The sequence below is a fragment of the Glutamicibacter sp. JC586 genome (assembly GCF_009805585.1).
GTDB lineage: Bacteria > Actinomycetota > Actinomycetes > Actinomycetales > Micrococcaceae > Glutamicibacter.
This window is the reverse complement of the sequence record NZ_VHIN01000002.1, coordinates 51,919-73,482: the sequence shown is the minus strand read 5'-3', so window position 1 is coordinate 73,482 and position 21,564 is coordinate 51,919. Positions and strand designations below refer to the sequence as shown.

18 protein-coding genes are annotated in these 21,564 nt (G+C 55.4%); 12 read left to right on the top strand and 6 right to left on the bottom strand.

Annotated elements, in window-relative coordinates; genetic code table 11:
- Nucleotides 1–87 precede the first annotated feature (87 nt).
- Nucleotides 88–816, top strand: coding sequence for an SOS response-associated peptidase (locus FJV47_RS00530; protein WP_159610015.1), 729 nt, complete (start codon nt 88–90; stop codon nt 814–816).
- Between the two features lie 88 nt (nt 817–904).
- Here the strand turns inward: FJV47_RS00530 and FJV47_RS00525 are convergent, their stop codons facing one another.
- Both FJV47_RS00525 and FJV47_RS00520 read right to left on the bottom strand, forming a co-directional pair.
- Nucleotides 905–1,534 carry an MBL fold metallo-hydrolase gene (locus FJV47_RS00525; RefSeq protein WP_159609197.1) on the bottom strand — a complete coding sequence of 210 codons (630 nt, stop codon included), beginning with the start codon at nt 1,532–1,534 and terminating at the stop codon, nt 905–907.
- Nucleotides 1,534–2,619, bottom strand: a complete 1,086-nt coding sequence (locus FJV47_RS00520) for an S-(hydroxymethyl)mycothiol dehydrogenase (RefSeq protein WP_159609196.1) — start codon at nt 2,617–2,619, stop codon at nt 1,534–1,536. The genes FJV47_RS00525 and FJV47_RS00520 overlap by 1 nt, the downstream gene beginning before the upstream one ends.
- A gap of 686 nt (nt 2,620–3,305) precedes the next feature.
- Between FJV47_RS00520 and FJV47_RS00515 the strand changes: the two genes are divergently transcribed.
- From FJV47_RS00515 to FJV47_RS00505, 3 genes are all read left to right on the top strand, one after another.
- Nucleotides 3,306–3,614, top strand: coding sequence for a DUF6504 family protein (locus FJV47_RS00515; RefSeq protein WP_235026318.1), 309 nt, complete (start codon nt 3,306–3,308; stop codon nt 3,612–3,614).
- Between the two features lie 37 nt (nt 3,615–3,651).
- Nucleotides 3,652–7,107 (top strand): DNA polymerase III subunit alpha, encoded by a 3,456-nt coding sequence (locus FJV47_RS00510; protein WP_159609194.1) that lies wholly within the window; start codon nt 3,652–3,654, stop codon nt 7,105–7,107.
- 83 nt (nt 7,108–7,190) lie between these two features.
- Nucleotides 7,191–7,781, top strand: a complete 591-nt coding sequence (locus FJV47_RS00505) for a nucleotidyltransferase family protein (protein WP_159609193.1) — start codon at nt 7,191–7,193, stop codon at nt 7,779–7,781.
- Nucleotides 7,782–7,791: 10 nt separating this feature from the next.
- On the opposite strand, the gene FJV47_RS00500 is transcribed toward FJV47_RS00505, so the two are convergent.
- Together FJV47_RS00500 and FJV47_RS00495 are read right to left on the bottom strand one after the other, a co-directional pair.
- Nucleotides 7,792–8,232, bottom strand: coding sequence for a VOC family protein (locus tag FJV47_RS00500; RefSeq protein WP_159609192.1), 441 nt, complete (start codon nt 8,230–8,232; stop codon nt 7,792–7,794).
- A 401-nt stretch (nt 8,233–8,633) separates the two neighbouring features.
- A complete protein-coding gene (locus FJV47_RS00495) occupies nt 8,634–9,971 on the bottom strand; it encodes an MFS transporter (protein ID WP_159609191.1) in 1,338 nt (445 codons plus the stop codon).
- A gap of 80 nt (nt 9,972–10,051) precedes the next feature.
- Between FJV47_RS00495 and FJV47_RS00490 the strand changes: the two genes are divergently transcribed.
- From FJV47_RS00490 to FJV47_RS00465, 6 genes are all read left to right on the top strand, one after another.
- Nucleotides 10,052–10,699, top strand: a complete 648-nt coding sequence (locus FJV47_RS00490) for a helix-turn-helix domain-containing protein (RefSeq protein ID WP_159609190.1) — start codon at nt 10,052–10,054, stop codon at nt 10,697–10,699.
- A 108-nt stretch (nt 10,700–10,807) separates the two neighbouring features.
- Complete coding sequence (gene thrS, locus FJV47_RS00485; protein WP_159609189.1) at nt 10,808–12,823, top strand: threonine--tRNA ligase; 2,016 nt, start codon at nt 10,808–10,810, stop codon at nt 12,821–12,823.
- 26 nt (nt 12,824–12,849) lie between these two features.
- Nucleotides 12,850–13,419 carry an HIT domain-containing protein gene (locus FJV47_RS00480; protein ID WP_159609188.1) on the top strand — a complete coding sequence of 190 codons (570 nt, stop codon included), beginning with the start codon at nt 12,850–12,852 and terminating at the stop codon, nt 13,417–13,419.
- 377 nt (nt 13,420–13,796) lie between these two features.
- A complete protein-coding gene (pdxS, locus tag FJV47_RS00475; RefSeq protein WP_159609187.1) occupies nt 13,797–14,699 on the top strand; it encodes a pyridoxal 5'-phosphate synthase lyase subunit PdxS in 903 nt (300 codons plus the stop codon).
- 373 nt (nt 14,700–15,072) lie between these two features.
- On the top strand, nt 15,073–16,002 hold the full coding sequence (locus FJV47_RS00470) for a TauD/TfdA family dioxygenase (protein ID WP_159609186.1): 930 nt from the start codon (nt 15,073–15,075) through the stop codon (nt 16,000–16,002).
- Between the two features lie 125 nt (nt 16,003–16,127).
- A complete protein-coding gene (locus FJV47_RS00465) occupies nt 16,128–16,688 on the top strand; it encodes a dihydrofolate reductase family protein (protein WP_159609185.1) in 561 nt (186 codons plus the stop codon).
- 73 nt (nt 16,689–16,761) lie between these two features.
- Here the strand turns inward: FJV47_RS00465 and FJV47_RS00460 are convergent, their stop codons facing one another.
- The gene (locus tag FJV47_RS00460) at nt 16,762–17,526 is read right to left on the bottom strand and encodes a GNAT family N-acetyltransferase (RefSeq protein WP_159609184.1); all 765 of its coding nucleotides are present in this window, start codon (nt 17,524–17,526) and stop codon (nt 16,762–16,764) included.
- A complete protein-coding gene (locus FJV47_RS00455) occupies nt 17,526–19,523 on the bottom strand; it encodes a M3 family metallopeptidase (protein ID WP_370514856.1) in 1,998 nt (665 codons plus the stop codon). The genes FJV47_RS00460 and FJV47_RS00455 overlap by 1 nt, the downstream gene beginning before the upstream one ends.
- A 91-nt stretch (nt 19,524–19,614) precedes the next feature.
- Here FJV47_RS00455 and FJV47_RS00450 point away from each other — a divergent pair, with 91 nt between their 5' ends.
- Together FJV47_RS00450 and pdxT are read left to right on the top strand one after the other, a co-directional pair.
- On the top strand, nt 19,615–20,826 hold the full coding sequence (locus FJV47_RS00450) for a CapA family protein (protein WP_159609182.1): 1,212 nt from the start codon (nt 19,615–19,617) through the stop codon (nt 20,824–20,826).
- A 124-nt stretch (nt 20,827–20,950) separates the two neighbouring features.
- Complete coding sequence (gene pdxT, locus FJV47_RS00445) at nt 20,951–21,562, top strand: pyridoxal 5'-phosphate synthase glutaminase subunit PdxT (RefSeq protein WP_159609181.1); 612 nt, start codon at nt 20,951–20,953, stop codon at nt 21,560–21,562.
- The last annotated feature ends 2 nt before the right edge of the window (nt 21,563–21,564 follow it).

Below are 21,564 nucleotides of genomic sequence, written 5' to 3'. Positions count from 1 at the left end.
CGGATTACGCCAAATTTTTACCAGTTTTCCTTGTGCACGGTGGTTAGACTGGGATCAGATTTCCCCAGTGGTTTCAAGGAGCAGATGATGTGTGGAAGATATGTGATGGCCAAGGCCATCGGAGATCTTGTGGCAGAAGCAGAGGCTGAGGCGGACGCCAATCTTGAACTGCGTCAGTCCTGGAACGTCGCGCCCACCACTGATGTGCCAATTGTGCTCGAGCGGTTGATCGATGATCAACTGCACCGCCAGGTGCATGTGGCTCGCTGGGGTCTAGTGCCCGGTTGGGCTAAGGAAGTCTCCGTGGGAGTGCGTGCTTTTAACGCGCGCAGTGAGACCGCCAGTAGCAAGCCGACCTTCCGTTCCGCAGTGAAAAAACGCCGCGCGGTAGTACCCGTGGAAGGGTACTACGAGTGGAAGAAAGAAGGGAGCAAGAAGCGTCCCTTCTACGTTCATCGTGAGGATGGGAAGCTGATCTTCTTCGCCGGGCTCTATGAATGGTGGAAAGACGAGGACGGAACCTGGATCCTCTCCACCTCGATTATGACCATGGATTCTCCTTCGGCAGAAGAACCTGGAGTGTTAGGCGAGCTAGCTGACCTGCATGATCGTCTGCCCATCCCGTTAGACCGAGAAATGATGGCGCAGTGGATGAACCCTGCCGAGGAAGATGGTGAAGGTCTAATCGAGCAGATCACCGCGCAAGCCTTCGATGTCGCTTCTCAATGGACTATGCACGAAGTTGATTCTGCGGTGGGTAATGTCCGGAATAATTCACCAGAGCTTATCGAAGAACACACCAACGCACTGTTCTAAGGTACTACCGGGCACCCAACGCCCAGAACCCGGAAAGCATCAGGGGCAGCCAGAAAAACTTCTGGCTGCCCCTGATGTGTGCGCGTGACTAGTGTCCGCGCTTGATCCACTCGTCTAAGTTCGGAGCTTCTGCGCCGATGGTGGTGGCATCACCGTGACCGGTGTTCACCACTGTCTCTTCCGGCAGAGTCAACAACTTAGTCTTGATTGATTCGATAATCGTCTCAAAGCTCGAGTAGCTGCGACCGGTAGCGCCTGGACCGCCGTGGAACAGGGTGTCACCGCTGAACAACACGCCCAAATCTTCTGCATAGAAGCAGGTGGATCCTGGTGAGTGGCCTGGCGTATGTAGGGCGATCAGTGTTGTGCCAGCGATGGTGAACGTGTCGCCCTCGTTGATTTCTGCATCCACATCACGATCTGGGTAGACAGCATCCCAGAGCATTCGGTCTTCCATGTTCAAGAAGAGTGGTGCATCCACAACATCAGAAAATTCTCCGGCAGCGCGGATGTGGTCGTCGTGTCCGTGGGTGAGCACTACAGCCATCACTTCACGTTCGCCAACGACTTCACGAATCTTCTCGATATCGTGTGCTGGGTCAATGACGATAACTTCTGAATCGTCACCAACAATCCAGACGTTGTTATCTACATCCCAAGTGCCACCATCCAGGGAGAAAGTCCCGGAGGTAACGACATTTTCGATACGAGCGGTCATTAGATTTCCACCACCGAACGCAGCACCGTGCCATCGTGCATCTTGTTGAAGGCTTCTTCGATTTCGTCGATCTTGATGCGTTCGGTGACAAACGCGCCAAGGTCTAGGCGTCCAAGCTTGTACTGCTCAACGAGCATTGGGAAGTCGTGGCTTGGCAGGCAGTCGCCGTACCACGAGCTCTTCAGCGAACCACCGCGACCGAAGACGTCGAGCAGTGGCAGCTCGAGCTTCATCTCTGGGGTCGGAACACCAACCAGCACCACACGGCCGGCAAGGTCGCGAGCGTAGAAGGCCTGCTTGTAGGTTTCTGGGCGACCCACTGCATCGATCACTACGTCGGCACCGAATCCACCGGTGAGTTCCTGGATGGCTTCAACTGCGTCAACCTTGGATGAGTCAACTGTGTGGGTGGCGCCGAACTTCTTGGCGCCTTCCAGCTTGTCGGCGTTGACGTCTACGGCGATGATGGTGGTTGCGCCTGCTAGCTGTGCGCCAGCGATGGCGGCAGCACCCACGCCACCGCAACCGATGACGGCGACGGATTCGCCACGCTTGACTTCGCCGGTGTTGATTGCTGCACCGATACCTGCCATGACGCCACAGCCGAGTAGGCCTACGGCTGCTGGATCTGCATCTTCGTCAACGATGGTGCACTGTCCGGAGTGAACCAAGGTCTTCTCTGCGAAGGATCCGATGCCCAGCGCAGGGGATAGTTCGGTGCCATCTTCGAGGGTCATCTTTTGGGTGGCGTTGAAGGTATTGAAGCAGTACTTTGGTTCGCCCTTGGCGCAGGCGCGGCACTGACCACACACTGCACGCCAGTTCAGGATGACTCGGTCGCCGACCTTAACGTTGGTGACGTTCTCACCAATCTGGCTGACTACTGCGGTGGACTCGTGGCCCAGCAGGTACGGGTATTCGTCGCCGATGCCGCCGAGCTTGTAATGCAGGTCGGTGTGGCAGACGCCGGTGGTTAGTACGTCAACGACAACTTCCCCGGGACCTGGATCCGGAACGATGATGTCGACGACCTCAACAGGGGCATCCTTGACGCGGGAAATGACGGCTTTGACCTTATGGGGCATGGGATTTAGCTCCTGAAACGATTGAGTGTTGCTACGTCGATGCTATCGGTGTGGCCGGTGCTTCGCGAGCTTTCGGGGCACAATGACGTGGGTGGTTTCGCGCAGAGCCAATTCGGCAGTGACCTTCACATCTTTTATTGACTTTTGAACCTGGCCTCTAGGCAGACGCTTTCTCTTCGCCAGGGCTTGGAACGACGAAGGAGGTGAGAAGTACTTCATCGTCTGAGGCGGTGCTATTACAGCTGGGTGACGGCCTCGGGGCTCAGCTTCATGAGTTTGGCGACTGCTATTCGGCAAGCTTGTGAAGCAACGGCAAGCTCGAGCTAGCGAGCGAATCACCGAATCAATCTCGGTGAGACGTTTGGCTTGTCGTGAACCCAAGCTCTGGAGCATCGATAGCCCACTGTCTTTCGGATTGGGTCGCAATGGCGGTGATATTCCTTGGGATACTTCCGGAGGGGTCTGTGGTTCTTTGTTTGATGCGTGGGTTAGCTGCATCCTCCGCAAACACCATGTGCATATAGGTCTAAACGCCATCGGGGAAAGTGTTCCGTGACCAAAAATCACCCCACACCCACGACCAGAGAGGTCAATCTAAACTGTCGGTGACTCTGACTAGTGTAACTATCGTTCGAACACGTATTCGAATAGAATAGTTCTACTAGGTAAGGAGTGCACACGTGGGGATGTTCACTGAGTCAATTGAGGTTGCCCGCGCGGCGAACGGAATGCCACTGCGCGTGAACTGGCAGGGGCAGGATTATCGGTTGGTTGCTGAGCCTCAATGCTGGTTCGAGCGCCGCAAGTGGTGGGAGGAAAATCTGCGAATTCCTCAGGGAATTGGTGCCGGAATTGCCGACTATGAAATGTGGCGCCTGCAATTGGTCGCGGTGAGCGGATCCAGGCAAGAGCGCACGGTTGACGTGAGCTTTGATGTCCAAACTGGGCGGTGGCGACTGGTGCGTGTGCATCAAGCGCTAGCCCAAAGCGCCTAAGGCGCTAGGCAGGGGAACATATTTTCGAAGGACCGTTATGAGTTTTACCCATCTGAACGTCAGTTCTTCATACAGCGCCCATTACGGGGTAACGCCTCCGCGTGCTTTAGCCCAAGCTGCTAAGGCGCAGGGGGCAGAAATGCTGGCGCTGACCGATAGGGACGGACTCTACGGAACTGTCAAACATGTAGCTGCTTGCATGGCAGAAGGGCTTGCTCCGATTCTTGGTGTGAACCTAGCTGTGCTCAACAGTAACGGCGTGATTCTAGGCCGAATTGTTCTCTTGGCGCGGGGTAACTGTGGCGGGCTCGGCTATGCGGCGCTCTGTCGAGCTATCAGTCTCGCGCACAGCACTGCCCACGGCGTACCCGGGCTGAGCGCTGAACAACTGGGTCAGCTGGGTCAAAGCGGAAACCTGATGCTCCTGCTTGGCGGAGAATCGGATGTAGCTCGAGCAATCCTCAAGGGAAACTATGCACAAGCTCGCCGACTGCTGGCGGGGTGGAAAAAGCTAGCCGGAAAAATGCTGCGGGTAGAAATCACTACGCATCTCTCCAGCCCTGGTTCACGCTACAGTCTTGGCGAAGCTTCACGTATGCTGCGCTACGCCTACGAACTGAATATCAAAGCGGTGCTATCCAACGCCGTGCGCTACGTGGATCCCGACGGCGCGATGACCGCAGACATTCTCGATTCAGCCCGCGCCCTGCATAGCCTGCTGAACCTAGACTCTTGCCAACCCAATGGGCAGGGGTGGTTGAAGACTCCACATCAGATGCGCCAATTAGCCAGCGTTATCGGGCAAGCTACCGAAAGAAGCTGGGCGAACCAAATGCTGCGTGAAACCGAAGCGGTGGCCCAATGGGGTGTAATGAACCCAGTAACAGACCTCGGTTGGAAGACCCCGGTGATCCCTGAAGCGAAGATCATTGGTTTGCACCGTCCGGCCATGCAAGAACTCACCGATCGTGTTTATGCGGCCGTGCCAACACTGCTAAGGAACGAAAAACCGAGCCTGGTCGAAAAGCAACTGGCACTAGAACTTGGTGTGATCGAACGGCTGGACTTCGCCGGCTACTTTCTCACCGTGGCAGAAACCGTCAACCTGATTACCGATATGGGTATTCGTGTTGCGGCTCGTGGCTCGGGAGCATCGTCATTGGTGAACTATTTACTGGGTATTAGTCAGGTGAACCCGCTGGCCCATGACCTCGTGTTCGAACGCTTCCTCTCGGATACCCGCACCACCTTGCCCGACATCGACATCGACGTAGAGTCTGCACGCCGCCACGAGATCTACCACAAGATTTTCTCCAGCTTCGGTGAAGAGCGCGTGAGCCTGATGAGCATGCAGAACGCCTACCGCGCCCGTGGTGCAGTCCGCGATGCCGGCGTAGCACTCGGCGTAGAACAAGAACAGATTGACGAGATCGCTAAACAACTCTGGCGGTTCTCTGCCTCATCCTTCCGTGAAGCACTCACCGAGAAACCTGAATTGGCCGAATTGGCCGAACGTATTACCGACGACACTCAGCTCGATATCCTCATCGACGCTACAGAACGATTGGACCGACTACCTAGGCATATCTCCATGCACCCCTGCGGGGTGATCCTCTCTGACGCGAGCCTATTAGACCGCACCCCGGTGCAGCCCTCAGGCATCGGGCTACAAATGAGCCAGTTCGACAAGCACGATATGGACCTAATGGGGCTGATCAAGCTTGATGTGCTCGGCGTGCGTATGCAATCAGCCATCGCCTACACGCTCGAAGAGATCGCCCGCATGCACCCGAGCAAAGAACAAGCATCTCGCGCTGGCGGGCACACCAATGACAGCTACATCGATGCTTCAGGAAAGATCGACCTAGCCAAGGTGCCACTGGATGATGAACCTACCTTCGAATTGATCCGCTCTACCCACACCCTGGGCTGCTTCCAGATTGAATCCCCAGGGCAACGTGAACTGGTGGGCAAGCTAGCACCCAGAGAATTCAACGACCTGATCATCGACATCTCGCTCTTCCGCCCAGGCCCCATGCAATCAAATATGGTCAAACCCTACCTGGAGCACCGCCACGGATTCGCACCCGCCCAATACCTACACCCAGATCTGATTCCCGCGCTCGCCGAAACCCACGGGGTCACCGTCTTCCACGAACAGGTACTACGCATCCTCGACGTGCTCACCGGCTGCGGGCTAGGCATGGCCGATGTCTACCGGCGCCTACTGGGTAACCCAGAGAAGGAACCAGCCGTAGAACGCTACGTACGTACCGAGGCGGTGAAGAACGGCTTCACCCCCGAGGTGATCGATAAAGTCTGGGAAGTATTATCGGGCTTCGGCTCCTTTGGATTCTGTAAAGCCCATGGCGCTGCCTTTGCCGTACCCACCTACCACTCGGCCTGGCTCAAAGCGCATCACCCCGAAGCATTCCTTGCCGGCATCTGGGAACACGACCCCGGCATGTATCCCAAACGGTTGCTGGTCTCCGAAGCACGAAGAATGGGCGTACCCATCCTCCCGCTAGATATCAACCGCTCCACCGGACACTACCGAGTCGAACGAGTATTCGAATCCGCTCCAGCAAAACTCCCTATGGTGCCCCGCGCGCCCAGCTCACTACGTCCCGGACGCTACGGAATCCGCCTCGCCTTCCGCGACATCCACCAGATGAGCGAGCGTGAAGTGCAACGCCTCGTTGCTGGACAACCCTATGAACACCTTGCGGATGTTCGCGCCCGCGCAGGGCTCTCCCGACGCACCTATCAGAACCTCGCAGCCCTCGGTGTCTTCGATTCTCTGCTAAGCGGAACTTCCCGCGCGGACACCATCGCCCACACTCAATCCATGGCGCATAGCTCCCTGCCAGCCAAATACCGCCCCGGCCCTGGGCAGCTGGCCCTCGACCTTGGGCAGATCGAGCACATCAAAGCTACGGGAACGCAGCTGGAACCTGCCGAAGTGGTCCGTACCGAACTAGACCTCATGCACCTAGATGCCAGCGAACACCTGATGAGTTCATATCGGCAGAGACTGTCTCACCTACCGATGACCCAAGCCGCGGAACTTTTACACCTACGCAACGGCACCGAGGTGCTGGTTGCCGGGGTACGCATCGCCACCCAGACCCCACCTATGCGAGGAGGCAAACGCGTAGTCTTCATCTCCGTGGATGACGGCACGGGCTGTATCGACGCCACCTTCTTTGATGACACCCAACAACGCACCGGACCCTTACTCTTCTCCACCCGCATGCTACTGATCCATGGGGTCACTCGCCGTACCGGACCGCGCGGCATCTCGCTACAGGCACTGAACGCATGGGACCTGCATCAGCCCGAGACGCTACCTGTTGCCGGATACCTTGAAGAGCAAAGCCGACCGCAAATTAGCTACCGGCCCAAGCTTGGCGATGAAGCTCGCAAGAAAGAGAGCGTCTCAGAGCTCGCAAAGCGCATGGAAGCTGAAGGTTTAGACCAACGCGGCGCATGACTATTTAAGTCGCAGACAGGGCCGGATTCAACAGATAGATTGAGTCCAATATCGTAAATATCTGATTTGAGAGGCAACGGAACGTGAGCGCGCAGAATGAACAACTTTTTCTGAAGTACATTCAAGCAAACCCAATCAACGCGCAGATACTTCAACTGGCACCGCAGCTAGGTGTTTCGGACTGGTGGCTAACCGCAGGAGCACTATTCCAAAGCGTATGGAACGTGCTAGAGGGCAAAGAACCACAAAACGCGATTCGTGATTACGACTTCTTCTATTTCGACGAAGATACGTCGTATGAGGCCGAAGATGAGATTATCCAACGTGCAAAAATCCTTTTTAAGAACGTAGAAGCAGAAATCGAAGTCCGTAACGAGGCCCGCGTCCATCTTTGGTATGAAGAACATTTTGGTGTTCCAACCAAGCCATTCACGAGCAGTAAAGACGCGATAGACCACTTCGCCGCGAAAACATGCTGCTTTGCCGTTACAGCTGGGGCCAAAGGACAACTCACCACCTACGCTCCGTACGGATATGAGGATCTTTTCGCCCGAAAAATTATTCCGAATCCGATATTGGCCACCCTCGAAGTCTACGAAGCCAAGACCGCTCGCTGGTTATCTGAATGGACAACGCTTAGCGCCGAACCCTGGCCAGCAGTCGAAACTCAGTAATAGCAGGTGGCTAGACCGAAGAAACGTGCCCATCTGCGTCAATGACAAAGGAAGGGTTATGGACAAAGTCCCAACGGAAACCATCAGGGTCAGCTACGCATGCACTTTTGCCACCCCACGGCTGAACCGTTGGCTCAGTAATCGAAGTTGCTCCCGCATCCAGCGCTCGCCGGTAGTGGTGATCGACTTCTGCGTCGGAGTGCACATTATGTCCCAGCGACACTGGGGGAGCTAGTTGGCCGTGTCCAACATTTCCGTACTCGCTCGGCATCTGTTCCACGTCCCATAAGGCGAGCATTAATCCGTACCCTGCCCGGACAAAAGCAATTTCTGGATGAGCTGGCTGAACCAGTTCGAACCCCAACCCTTCGGTGTAGAACTTGGTTGAGGCGCTGACGTTACGCACACCAAGGGTGATTGCGCTGATGACTGGCGGCGTGGACTTATTCATAGTTCCAGAGTAGAAGTGATGGGAACCGAAGGCCATGGCCAGGGCAACCTTTAAGGTACTGGCAAAGGATCAACACCCTGCACTGAAGCATGAGTCCATCAGGCTACTAGGCGAAGGCCATCAAGGCCTCCGACAGTCGCCAACAAAATTCACGCACAGCACGCGGCGTAGCCCGCTATGCGAAGTATCTCTATCGTGAAGAAGAACGAGTTGGGTGCAGGGCTCTCGTTGGCCTGACTCAGGTTTACCTGAGGGGTGCAACGAGGGCTTACTGCGTTTCGCTCTTTGCTGCAGAGCTTTGGTGAGTAAAGCATGCCTCGGCGCTAGAAATTTGACGAGCTCTTGATTACTTTCGCAACTTCGAAAGATCCAGCGAATGGCTCCCTGCGTCATTTCTAGTCTTACTTATCGAGTGCGGCCTGGCTCTGGGTCGCTTCTGCCTTGTCCCACATATCTGGGTGCGGGATGTTTCTAACCAGTGGCGTGGACCAAGCTAACAACGCACTGATCATCACGAATGCTCCAAAGAAAATCAGGGTTGGTCCCATGCCAACCCATTCCAGACCAAAGCCGGTCACCAACGGAGCTAGGGGCAAGGCGGCCAGCGCCATGAACGTGATTAGAGAATTAGCGCGCCCGGACATTTCCTTCGGCACACAAGCCATGAAGTATCCGCCCACGGCGGCGTTGAGGGCTGGGACACTGAGGAAGCTGACCATCAGCATGGCGCCCATCCAAAGCAAGTTCGTGTTAAACCCGATGAGCAACATCGCCATCCCCAAAATACTCAGACAGATACAGGTGAGCAATCCACTGCGGAATTTATCGATAAGCTTCGTAGCGATCAACGAACCGATCAGCATTCCAACGCCCATAAAGGTAGAAGTTAGCCCGATGACCCATGGTGTTTCAGAACGCTGTTGAAGTCCGTAGATCATCGTGGTCATGAGACCGTTGACGCCGATGTTGACGATGGTGATGAGAATCAGTAAGGCACGTAATTGTGGTCTCGAAAAGCACCATCTCATCCCGGCGAGAACTCCATGGCCCACTTTCTCCCTGGAAGCTTCAGTATCGTTGTGATCATCTTGCGAGAGGTCGGCTGCTACTTTTAGTGGCCGACGTAAGGCGTACCCAGTGAATGCTGCGATCGCATTGAAGACACTTACAGTGGCTAGTGCGAGGCCACCGCCTAAACCCAGAAGTAAACCGCCTAGGGGAGCGGAGCCCAACATGAGCACTGAGTCTCTCCCTTGGTTAGCGGCCATGGCTCGACCCAATTGTTTGGGATGAACAAGATCCTTCAAAGCAGCATTGGTGATCGAGCCGAAGTATCCACCACGTAATTCCATCAAGACGTGCGCAATGCACAGAAGTGCGATTGGTATGGAGCCCGTAAGGCTACCTAGCGCCATGGCCGCGGTGATGATTGCCCCGCAGATACCGCCCATGAGCATCATCCTCGCCTTGTTGGAGCGGTCTGCTTTGGACCCGCCAGCAAGAATCAAACTGGCCCGAGCAATCATCCCTATTGCAGCGAGTATCCCCGCTAAAGCAGGGGAGCTGGTCGTAGCCAGCAGAATCAACGGGAAAACGAATCCGTAGATACTCCCCGATAGTAAGGCTGAGGTATCTGCGGCAAGCCACATGCGGTAGTTCCGCTGCTTATGCAACGGAGGCAGCAAAGCCTGCGAAGTAACATCTGCGGCGACGTTCTTGGTGCTTTGGGGCGAGTCCATGTCAACAACTATAGATGCGCAAATAAAGTTGCGCAATCAAATTTGCGCAACTTTATTTGGTGGATTGCTATGCTGTGGACATGAGCACTCCTGAGCCACCGGTCACATTCACCACTCCCATGCTCAAGGCCATTGCGAACCCGCTTCGAAGGCAAATTCTTGACACGCTCTCAGCGATGGAAAATGCCCGTGCCGCCGATCTTGCGCAGACTCTTGGAGTGCCCGCAAATAAAGTCAGCTTCCATTTGCGCGAGCTGGCTAAGGCCAACATGATTGTTGAAGTTCCGGAGTTGGCTCGTGACAAACGCGATCGGGTCTGGAAGCCTGCGGCCCGAGGCTACACCACCGGAGAGGTAGGGGAGCGCCCGGAAGATCTGACTGGAACGGCCATGAACGCCTACCTAGGCCAGGTTGTTCACGATGAGCAACGTCGCCTGCAGGCCGCGTTGCAGCATGCCGAAAAGCACTATCGCGGAGAAGAATCGGGGGTTGTGAAAGCACAGATGCAAACGAGCAATCTGATGCTCACTCATGACGAATGCCAAGAGCTCATCAGGCGTATGGAAAAAGTGATTCCAGCATTCCGCGAGGATCTAAAAAACGGCAAGGTTAAAAGCTCTCAGTCCGCGCAGGAACGCGAGATCTGGCACGTCATGACCCTGTATAACGCTGATTCTCTGTTGAACGAATCACATATGGGTGAACAATCATCGCAAAACTCGAAGTGAGCGCGCACGTCGGTGAGGTCCTGAACTAAACTGGATTCTGGCTGGCTGTGGCCAAGGTATGCCACAAGCTATGAAGCCATCCCAGATTGAAAGGTAGAACCCGATCTCATGAGCGAGCAGCTGACCCTCACCATTGACGGCGAGCAGGTACAGGTGGACGCGGGAACAACCGGTCTGCAGTATTTTGCCAAGGACAAAGACGTGGTTGTTATGCACGTCGACGGCGTATTGCGTGACCTCTCCCGCGAACTAGAAGCCGGCACCTCTGTCACCCGCGTAACCATCACCGATCCAGAAGGATTGGAGGTGCTGCGTCACTCGACCGCCCACGTGATGGCCCAGGCTGTGCAGCAGCTTCGCCCGGATGCCAAGCTGGGAATCGGTCCATACATCACCGACGGTTTCTACTTCGACTTCGATGTGGCTGAACCATTTACCCCAGAAGATCTCAAGCAGCTGGAAAAGATGATGCTCAAGATCGTCAACCAGAACCAGCTCTTTGCGCGCCGCGAAGTTTCGCCAGAAGAAGCCAAGGCAGAAATGGCCAACGAGCCATACAAGTGCGAACTTCTGGCCAAGGCTGACTCCGCTGACACTTCCGGAGAAGGCGTCACCGTTGAGGTTGCTGCCGGCGAAACCACCATCTACGACAATGTTGACCGCAAGTCCGGCGACATCGTGTGGAAGGATCTTTGCCGCGGCCCGCACCTGCCCAACACCAAGCTGATCAAGAACGCTTTTGCGCTGACTCGTTCGGCCGCCGCCTACTGGTTGGGTAGTGAAAAGAATAAGCAGCTGCAGCGTATCTATGGCACCGCATGGCCAACCAAGGAAGACCTCAAGGCCTACCAGGAGCGTCTGGCTGAAGCTGAGCGTCGCGATCACCGCAAGCTCGGCGCCGAACTAGACCTGTTCTCCTTCCCGGATGAGCTGGGCTCGGGCCTGCCGGTGTTCCACCCTAAGGGCGGCATCATCAAGCGCGAGATGGAAGACTACGTACGTGATCGCCACGTAGAAGAAGGCTTCCAGTATGTGGGAACCCCACACATCTCCAAGGATGGGCTGTTCCACACCTCTGGCCACCTGCCGTACTACGCGGACACCATGTTCCCAGCGCTGCACATCGATGAAGAGCGCGATGAAGATGGCAACATCACCAAGCAGGGTCAGGAATACCGGCTGAAGGCAATGAACTGCCCAATGCACAACCTGATCTTCCGTGGCCGTGGACGTAGCTACCGCGAATTGCCACTGCGACTATTCGAATTCGGTCACGTGTACCGCTATGAGAAGTCCGGTGTGGTTCACGGACTGACCCGCGTACGTGGTTTCGCTCAAGACGACTCGCACTCCTACGTCACCAAGGAACAGGCACCTGCCGAAGTTGATCACCTGCTGAACTTCATGCTTTCCTTGCTCAAGGACTTCGGACTGGATGACTTCTACCTAGAGCTGTCCACCCGCGACCCGGAGTCGGATAAGTTCATCGGCTCCGACGAGCAGTGGGAAGAAGCAACTGCCGTACTGGAACGCGTCGCTACCGAGTCAGGTGTTGAGCTGGTTGCCGATCCAGGTGGAGCTGCGTTCTACGGCCCGAAGATCTCGGTTCAGGCCAAGGACGCTATCGGTCGTACCTGGCAGATGGGTACTGTGCAGTATGACTTCAACCAGCCTGCACGCTTCGGTTTGGAATACCAAGCAGCCGACGGAAGCCGTCAGGAACCGGTCATGATCCACGCTGCAAAGTTTGGTTCCATCGAACGCTTCCTCGGCGTACTGACCGAGCACTATGCGGGTGCTTTCCCGGCATGGCTTTCGCCAGTACAGGTTCGCGCTATCCCAGTGGCAGAAGCTTTCAACGATTACCTTTCAGAGGTAGTCGCGAAGCTCAAAGCTCAGGGTGTTCGTGTTGAGCTGGATGACTCCACCGATCGCTTCCCGAAGAAGATCCGTAATGCGTCCAAGGACAAGATTCCATTTGTACTCATCGCCGGTGGCGAAGATGCAGATGCCAATGCTGTGTCCTTCCGCTTCCGTGATGGCAGCCAGGAAAATCAGGTGCCAATCGATGATGCTGTAGCCCGCATTGTCGAAGCCATCAAGAGCCGCGACAACAACAACTAGTCACCACTAGTACCGATAGGGAGTCCATGAGTATGCAGGAATCAGATCAGTCCGTCACCGACGATTTTGAACTCGCCGGAGTACCGGATTCGTTCCAGCGCTTGTGGACTCCCTATCGCATGGCCTACATCAAGGGTGGGCAGGATCAAGTTAAGGATGAGGCTAGCTGCCCATTCTGCGCAGGTCCTGATCGAACCGACGAAGAAGCCTTGATCGTGCACCGCGGGGAAACCTGCTACGTAATCCTGAATCTCTTCCCGTACAACCCTGGGCACCTGTTGGTCTGCCCTTATCGTCATGTGCCTAACTACACCGATATTACGGTTCAAGAAACGGCAGAAATGGCGGCGCTGACGCAGCAAGCCATGCGTGTGCTGCGTAAGGTTTCCAACCCCTCAGGGTTTAATCTGGGCATGAATCAGGGTGAGGCTGGGGGAGCTGGCATTGCTGCTCACCTACATCAGCACATCGTGCCTCGTTGGAACGGCGACGGAAACTTCTTCCCGATTATCGCTAAGACCAAGGCAATCCCGCAGACACTCTCTGAGGTTCGTCAGGCAATCGCCGAAGCCTGGGACAGCGAAAACCCCAGCTAAGTAATCATCAAAGTTTCATGGCGGTCGGAATATTATCTATTCCGATCGCCATGTTTCTTTTAACCTGTTCCGCATAGCCCACTTCTGCACTTGTCAATCTGCGGGAGAACTACGGATATCCCTCAATCTAACCAGAACGCGGTGTTTGATGAGAAATCACTGAATAAAGGTAATTGACTAGGCGTTTAAGGCTGAAATGCTATGTTACGCACCAACTCGAAACTAGGCGATAAATCTCCTATCGTAACAATATGACGAAACACCCAAGGTCATAAAGCGATCGGCTCCTACGATTACTGACGTACCACCTCGCACAAGCGCCGAAATTTCCGGCCCATAGCGAATCCATGCAGTGTCGAAAGGAACCCCTCCTCACTATGTCTACGAACAACCAGAACTCCGTCGTCGGTTCGGACCGCGTCAAGCGCGGCATGGCCGAAATGCTCAAGGGCGGCGTCATCATGGACGTAGTAACCCCAGAGCAGGCGCGCATCGCTGAAGATGCTGGCGCCGTGGCTGTTATGGCTCTGGAACGAGTTCCAGCCGACATCCGCGCACAGGGCGGCGTTTCGCGTATGAGCGACCCAGACATGATCGACGGCATCATCGCCGAGGTCTCCATCCCAGTGATGGCTAAGGCACGTATCGGTCACTTCGTAGAAGCACAGATCTTGCAGTCCCTGGGCGTGGACTACATCGACGAGTCGGAAGTTCTTTCGCCAGCAGACTACGAAAACCACATCGACAAGTGGCCATTCACCGTTCCGTTCGTTTGTGGTGCCACCAACCTGGGTGAAGCCCTGCGTCGCATCAACGAGGGCGCAGCCATGATTCGTTCCAAGGGCGAAGCCGGAACCGGCGATGTTTCTAACGCCACCGGACACATGCGCAAGATCCGTTCCGAGATTGCCAAGCTCGCAGCCCTTCCAGAAGACGAGCTGTATGTTGCTGCAAAAGAACTTCAAGCTCCTTACGAACTGGTCAAGGAAATCGCCCACACCGGCAAGCTGCCAGTAGTGCTCTTCACCGCTGGTGGCATCGCAACTCCGGCCGACGCAGCAATGATGATGCAGCTAGGCGCCGATGGCGTCTTCGTTGGCTCAGGTATCTTCAAGTCGGGCAACCCAGTACAGCGCGCCGAAGCCATCGTGAAGGCCACTACCTTCTTCGACAATCCAGACGAGCTGGCCAAGATCTCCCGTGGTCTGGGTGAAGCTATGGTTGGCATCAACGTTGACGAACTGCCAGAGCCTCACCGCCTAGCGGAGCGCGGCTGGTAAACCCCAGCGCCACAATTAAAAGCCCACGCCACCGAGTATTCGGTGGCGTGGGCTTTTGGTCATTAATCCGGGGCGGACACAGAATCCGCTAGCCATGACAGATTCTACCGAGCAAGCAACCACCCGACGGCCGGCGAAAGGCAGGTTCACGAGTCTTCATCTGCGTCACACAAGGTCATCCTGGTTCCAGCAGAGCAACACTTCTAGTGCCTTCACCGATGGTCGAATGAAACCCTGAGCAACACTTCTCGCCGTGTGACGGAGCAGGTGAGGATTCGATTTGTCGTGCTTAGTCTTGATCCAAGTTCTCCATCCCGGAGATCAGCAAACAGATCAACGCAGCCGCGTAAACACTGCTGCTAAGGAGGCCATCATGACTATTACGACCACCGCCACCGAACTGAAGCTCACCAAGCTCGGCGAACACATCGGGGCGCGTGTTGAGGGCTTGGACCTCAGCGGGGCACTTGATACAGAAACTGTCGATGCGATCCGCGCTGCTCTCAACGAGCACAAGGCGCTGATTTTCAGCCGGTCGGGAATTGAAACCGACGAGCAGCAGGAACTCTTTGCATCTCATTTCGGCCCACTGACCACAGCCCATCCCACGGTGACGTTCAGTGAACAAGTAAAGAAGACGGTACTGCCGGTAGACAGCGAACAGTCGATCGCCAACCAGTGGCACACCGACGTCACGTTCATTGTGAATCCACCGCAGGCGTCCACCCTTCGCGCTGTCACACTGCCTGAATATGGAGGCGAAACGCTAATTGCCAATGCCGCCGCCGCGTACCGAAGCTTGCCTACTGAAATTCAGAAACTCGCCGACGGATTGTGGGCCGAGCACTCTAATGATTCCGACTACGTTCGGCCCCGAACCGTAAATACAGATAAAGAGAAGGCCTACCAAGAGGCTTTCGTCTCCGAAAAGTACCGAACAATTCATCCTGTAGTTCGCGTGCATCCACTGACCGGTGAAAAAGGATTATTCATCGGAACCTTCGCACGCCACCTAAAGATCGTTGGTGTTTCGCCCTACGAGTCACACGACCTGCTACGACTGCTCCAGAGTCATGTCACTCGCCCCGAACACGTCGTACGCGTCGCATGGGAACCAGGACAGGTGGTGCTCTTCGATAACCGCATCACCCAGCACTATGCCATCGACAATTATGGCCGCGCACCGCGCAAGCTCAATCGCATCACGGTTGCCGGGGATATTCCGCGCAGCGTGGAGGGAAAGCTAAGTTACTCGGTCGAAGGTGATGCCTCGCACTACTCGCCAATCGTCGATCTTGACTAATTAGCTACGTTCCCCGAATTCAGTTTGTTCCCCGTATTCCTACGTCGCGACCGACTGCACCAGACCCGGTCTCGACGTAGGAGGAATTGGGATGACAGGGCGCAAGCTGTAGTAAGTTGAAGTCCATGAGCGAGATCATTTTTGATGCTGCCGTGACGCTTAATGGCTACCTAGCAGATGAGAACCACAGCCTACAGTGGCTCTTTGATGTCCCCGGGGCCCAGGAGCCGGACCCGGACCTGTTGCCACAGAACGTACGCGTCCACATAGAGGGTGCCAATACATACTTGTGGATGCTTGAAAACGAACAGCTCTTGGAAAATCCGCACAAGTGGCAAGAATACTATCCGGGAATCACCACCTACGTATTTACTTCTAGGGATCTTCCGATCCCGGACGGCGCCGATGTACGCCTGGTCCAAGGGTCTGTCGCTGAGCTACTGCCAGAAATTCGAGGGCTGGCCGGCGAGCAAAACATTTGGGTGCTTGGTGGTGGCGAGCTCCTCGGCCAATTTTTCGACATTGACGCTATCGATATTTTGGCGTTGACCGTTGCCCCTGCAGCAGTGTCGGCCGGGGCTACGCTCTTGCCAAGAAATATTGGTAGTGACCGTTTGGCGCTGACCGAAGCCCGAGTGGCCGGTCCTTTTGCGCGACTGACCTATCGAGTGAGACACACTAACTAAATACTACAAAGAGGCCGCCGGGTCACAGGGGAAACCTGTGACCCGGCGGCTTCTTGGCAAAAAATTTTGAGCGTTATGACCAGGACCGGAGCACCATGTGCCGGCCGCGGCCAAGCAACTTCAGTCCGTTAGCACTGAAGAAGTCCGCACTGGACGGAGTTGCAGCAGCCAACAGCTCCACGGCCACTTCCTCATCCGGTGGCGACAACGGGTTGATCATGGAACGTGACAGGCCATGGAGCAAGGCAGTGCCGATGCCTTGGCGACGGTGTTCCTTGCCAACCGCAAGGGAATGAACCATCAACTGTCCGCCCAAGCCCTGCTGTGCAAAGCCACGGCCAACAATTTCACCCTCGTCGGTTCGTGCCAAAGCGTGCTCAACACGGCGCAACGCGGGATGACCGCTGGAAAGTTGGCTACTCAAGTCACGCCACAGGTTGGTCACATTCAGTTCCGATGCATCAGCGCCGGTAGCTTCTGGGACGTTATTGCCTAGGCGGATCTTCCCGGCCCAACGATCCATCGGAATGGCTAGGGGGCCAGCATGCCAGGATACTTGAGCGTTATCCGAGAAACCGGCAGCCTTCAGTTCAGCCGAGTCAGAACCGGCATTAACCCATGCTTCGACCCGGCGGGCACCCAAACGCTGACCCTCAGCCAAGGCAGGGCGTAATCCTGATTGTTCGGGGCTTTCCGGGAACAGCAGAATCAAGCGCTTGCGCACCGGCTGCCATGCCCACGAGCACCCGTGGGTGGTAAAAATCTTGCCGCCTGTGGCAACTGCTAGTGCCTGATGCCAGTGGCTCAGTGCTTCCTGTGCGGAGGCAATCGTCGTCATTATTCTGCGTTCACCAATCCTCGACGGCGCAGCAACGGTTCTACCCGAGCGGTGCGGCCACGGAACAATTCATAGGACTCTAGGGGATCACGCGTATTACCGCGTGAAAGTAGTTCCTCACGGAACCGATTACCATTTTCGCGCATCAGGCCCCCATTTTCCTCGAACCACTGCACAGTGTCGGCATCGAGTACTTCACTCCAGATGTAGGAGTAGTAGCCAGCTGAATATCCATTGGCGAAAATGTGCTGGAAGTAACCGGTTCGATAACGCGGGGGAATAAGTTCTGTATCAAAACCTGCATCAACCAGAACCTGCTGTTCAAACTTCAGCGGATCATCAATGACGGTGCCTGCGCTAATGGTGTGCCATGCCCAGTCCAAGACACTGGCAGCAAGGTACTCGGTGGTGGCAAAACCCTGACCCCACAACGCGGCGTCGCGAATCTTGGTAATGGTAGCTGAATCTAATTTTTCGCCGGTTGTGTGGTGCAGCGCGTAACCAGCGATGACCTGCTCATCGAGCACCCACATTTCGTTGACTTGAGAGGGGAACTCGACGAAGTCGCGGGGGACAGCGGTTCCGGCCAGTGAAGCATACTTACCGTTGGAGAACATGCCGTGCAAGGCGTGACCGAATTCGTGGAACAACGTGTTGGTTTCGTCCAACGACAGCAAGACTGGTTCCCCCTCGGCAGGAGCCGAGATGTTCAACGTATTGGTCACGATGGGTAACTCGTCTAAGAATGAGGCAGCATCTCGCAAGCTGGTCATCCATGCGCCGCCCTTCTTGGTATCGCGAGCCAAGTAGTCACCGGTGTACAGGGCCAATGGAGTACCGTCGGCGTCGAATACTTCAAAAACACGGACCTGCTCGTGATACGTCGGAAGGTCGAAGCGCTCGGTGAAAGTGATGCCAAAGAGCTTGGTAGCGGTGGCAAAAACACCATCAATCAAAACGCGATCAAGCTCGAAGTAATCTCGCAATTGCTCGGAGTCCACTGCGTACTGGTCGCGCAAAACCTGATTAGAGTAGTACTTCCAATCCCAGGATTTCAGTTCATGCCCGGCAACCTTAGCCAGTACCGCCGCTTCCTTGCGCGCGTTAAGGGTGGCCGCCGCAGTCAGCTCAGCAAGTCGCTGTTCAACTGCGGCGGTGGACGGCGCCGTGGCTTGAGCCAAAACAGTTTCAGCGTGATTGGTAAACCCGAGCAGGCGCGCCCGTTCAGCGCGCGCAGATGCCATCTGGGCCGCAAGATTAATCGTGGGATTCTCTTCTGAACCGCGGGTGATCGAAGCGGTAAAAACCTTTCGGCGAGATTCGCTGGAGCTCAGCGATTCAAGCAGTGGCTGCTGGCTTGGCGAGACTAGGGGCAGTAAATATCCGCTGGCATGACCTGCTTGTTTGGCAGCCTGGGCAGCTGAATCGATAGCTTGATCGTTCAGTCCCGCAAGCTCTTCAACGGCGTCAAAGTGCACCGCGTGTGCGTTCTGATTCTCTAGAACGCGGTTGCCGAATTGGCTCGATAGCTCAGATAGTTGCGCGTTGAGTTCTTTGAGCTTCTGTTTATCTGCCTCATCCAGGCCGGCGCCGGAGAGCTCAAAATTTTTCAACGTCTGCTCTGCCAGGCGAGCATCTTCACTGTCCAACTCCGAGCAATCCACACCTTGTAAACGAGAATACAAGGTTTCATTTAGGTAAATCTCATCATCTTGCGCGCTATTGATCGCAGACATTTGCGACTGAATAGCCCTGATGGGCTCTGTTCCGTGGGCAGAAAGGACGCTGAAGTAGGTCATCATCGCCCGGCGTAGCGTCTGACCGCTGCGTTCAAGAGCCTGGAAGGTATTGGCGAATGACGGCGTGGCAGAATCAGAAACGATGAGCTGCAGTTCTTCACGTTGTTCCGCAGCACCGAGCTCGGCGGCTTCCAAGTAGTGCTCGGCGGTCAATACATCAAAAGCCGGCCATTGGTAGGGGCGCGTGCTGGGAGTCAAGAGCGGATTTTGCATAAGCATAGGCTTTCACAACCGACGTGATTTAGCTTGCATTAACACTCTTAGTGAAAAACTCGACTACGCTCAAAACATGCGACTTCGTGGGTCCCCCGTTATTCGATACGTAACAGTCAGCGCGCTCGGCCTTGCCCTTCTTTCGGGGTGTTCTGCGAGTGAGAACACATCGAAGAATGACTCGTTGCCAACGACGCATTCTCCCTCCGATACGACTACAAGCTCAGCTACCCGCGGGACTAAACCACCGGCTTCTGCTTCGGCAGAGCGAGCGGAAATATCGCTTATGGTGACCGGTGATGTGTTGTTACATCCCCAGCTACTCGACGAGGCAAAGACCGCAGCTCAATCGGCTGGCGGCAATGGCAAAGACTTTGATTTCGCGCCACTTCTGGAGGGGCTCACACCATATGCGCAAGATGCAGATGTGGCCCTATGCAATCTGGAAACTCCCATTGGCACTGAGCCCTACTCGGGCTACCCGCGTTTTACCGTCCCGGCGCAGATCCTTTCAGATTTGAAAGATGTTGGATACGACGGTTGCACCACAGCTACCAACCACACGGTGGACGCCGGAACTGGTGGAGTTAATCGCACTTTAGACGCACTGCAGGACCAAGGCCTGTTTGCTACCGGCTCTTATCGAACGCAAAAGGATTCTCAGAAACCGTCAATTATGGATGTTGAAGGAGTGAAGCTGGGCGTAGTTGCCAGCACTTATTCACTCAACGGACTGGCGGCAGCCTCAGACTGGCAGGTAGATACCGGAGTTGACACCACAAGATTGATTAGCCGCGCCAAAGCGGCCAAAAAGGCTGGCGCACAGATTGTTGTGGCAGCGATACATGACGGAACCGAATATACGGACCGTCCCAGCATTAAGCAGCGAGAACTAGGTCAAACCCTGGCTGAGTCCGGAGCCTTTAACTTGATCTACATGCATCACACACATTCGGTGCTTCCCATAGAAAAGCATGACGGTACCTGGATCGTCTACGGCCTGGGTAATTCGGTCGCCAAGCACGCTACCCCCACGATCTTGAACCGCGAAGGAATCAGCGTGAAAGCTACGTTCGGTGCAGATGCGAAAACTGGAGCATGGGAAGTTAGCAATCTTCAGTGGGTCCCGCATCAGCTTTCAACAGCGCCGGTGAAATGGTGCCAAGTATTCGAGCCGTCCCAATGTCTACCGGCCAAGGAAGCGAAGGCCTCGCTAGCGCGCACCACAGAAACCGTCGATGCCTACGGTGCGATCGATGACGGTTTAAAGCCGTGGAAGGTGGACTGACGAACTAGTGGATCGTCAGATACTGCGACACACCGTGCAACAAAATCAACTGCTACCCGACAGAGGGCTAACGTAGTTTCGGCGCAAAGTGCGCCAAACAATTCATACTTTGAAGGTCATACCCATGCTGAAATTCGGCGTCCTCGCCCTCCAAGGGGACTTCCGTGAACATCTTGCTTCGTTGGATCGGCTCGGTGAAGCAACCCAGATTGTTCGCACCCCACAAGACCTTGAACGGGTTGACGCATTAGTCATACCCGGCGGTGAGTCGTCCGTCATTGATCGTCTATCGCGCAATTATTCGCTGGCAGAACCCATTAAGGCTCGCATTGCAGCAGGCATGCCCACTTACGGCTCCTGCGCAGGAATGATCATGCTGGCGGACCGCATCGAAAACCCGGCTGTTTCTAGCACGGGAGCGGTTCAGCAAAGTTTCGGCGGAATTGACATGACCGTGCGACGTAACGCTTTCGGTCGTCAGGTTGATTCGTTCGAGCACCGGCTCGACTTCAACGGCAAAAATCTCGAAGCAGTCTTTATTCGAGCACCGGTTGCGGTACAGGTTGGGCCCGAAGTACAGGTGATCAGCACCGTTCCGGCGGAAGATGAGCGCGAACAGGGTAGAATTGTTGCAGTACGTCAGGGAAATTTGTTGGCAACCAGCTTTCACCCGGAAGTCACCGGCAGCACGGCGATCCACGAATTTTTCATCCAACTCACGCGAGGAGACGCTTAAAG

What these genes read in the sequence shown, in the direction of transcription:
- FJV47_RS00515 (WP_235026318.1), top strand. Translation starts at nt 3,306, where the DNA reads ATGTTCACTGAGTCAATTGAGGTTGCCCGCGCGGCGAACGGAATGCCA.
- FJV47_RS00530 (WP_159610015.1), top strand. Translation starts at nt 88, where the DNA reads ATGTGTGGAAGATATGTGATGGCCAAGGCCATCGGAGATCTTGTGGCA.
- FJV47_RS00510 (WP_159609194.1), top strand. Translation starts at nt 3,652, where the DNA reads ATGAGTTTTACCCATCTGAACGTCAGTTCTTCATACAGCGCCCATTAC.
- pdxT (WP_159609181.1), top strand. Translation starts at nt 20,951, where the DNA reads ATGCTGAAATTCGGCGTCCTCGCCCTCCAAGGGGACTTCCGTGAACAT.
- thrS (WP_159609189.1), top strand. Translation starts at nt 10,808, where the DNA reads ATGAGCGAGCAGCTGACCCTCACCATTGACGGCGAGCAGGTACAGGTG.
- FJV47_RS00450 (WP_159609182.1), top strand. Translation starts at nt 19,615, where the DNA reads ATGCGACTTCGTGGGTCCCCCGTTATTCGATACGTAACAGTCAGCGCG.
- FJV47_RS00460 (WP_159609184.1), bottom strand. Translation starts at nt 17,526, where the DNA reads ATGACGACGATTGCCTCCGCACAGGAAGCACTGAGCCACTGGCATCAG.
- pdxS (WP_159609187.1), top strand. Translation starts at nt 13,797, where the DNA reads ATGTCTACGAACAACCAGAACTCCGTCGTCGGTTCGGACCGCGTCAAG.
- FJV47_RS00480 (WP_159609188.1), top strand. Translation starts at nt 12,850, where the DNA reads ATGAGTATGCAGGAATCAGATCAGTCCGTCACCGACGATTTTGAACTC.
- FJV47_RS00470 (WP_159609186.1), top strand. Translation starts at nt 15,073, where the DNA reads ATGACTATTACGACCACCGCCACCGAACTGAAGCTCACCAAGCTCGGC.
- FJV47_RS00520 (WP_159609196.1), bottom strand. Translation starts at nt 2,619, where the DNA reads ATGCCCCATAAGGTCAAAGCCGTCATTTCCCGCGTCAAGGATGCCCCT.
- FJV47_RS00465 (WP_159609185.1), top strand. Translation starts at nt 16,128, where the DNA reads ATGAGCGAGATCATTTTTGATGCTGCCGTGACGCTTAATGGCTACCTA.
- FJV47_RS00525 (WP_159609197.1), bottom strand. Translation starts at nt 1,534, where the DNA reads ATGACCGCTCGTATCGAAAATGTCGTTACCTCCGGGACTTTCTCCCTG.
- FJV47_RS00490 (WP_159609190.1), top strand. Translation starts at nt 10,052, where the DNA reads ATGAGCACTCCTGAGCCACCGGTCACATTCACCACTCCCATGCTCAAG.
- FJV47_RS00500 (WP_159609192.1), bottom strand. Translation starts at nt 8,232, where the DNA reads ATGAATAAGTCCACGCCGCCAGTCATCAGCGCAATCACCCTTGGTGTG.
- FJV47_RS00495 (WP_159609191.1), bottom strand. Translation starts at nt 9,971, where the DNA reads ATGGACTCGCCCCAAAGCACCAAGAACGTCGCCGCAGATGTTACTTCG.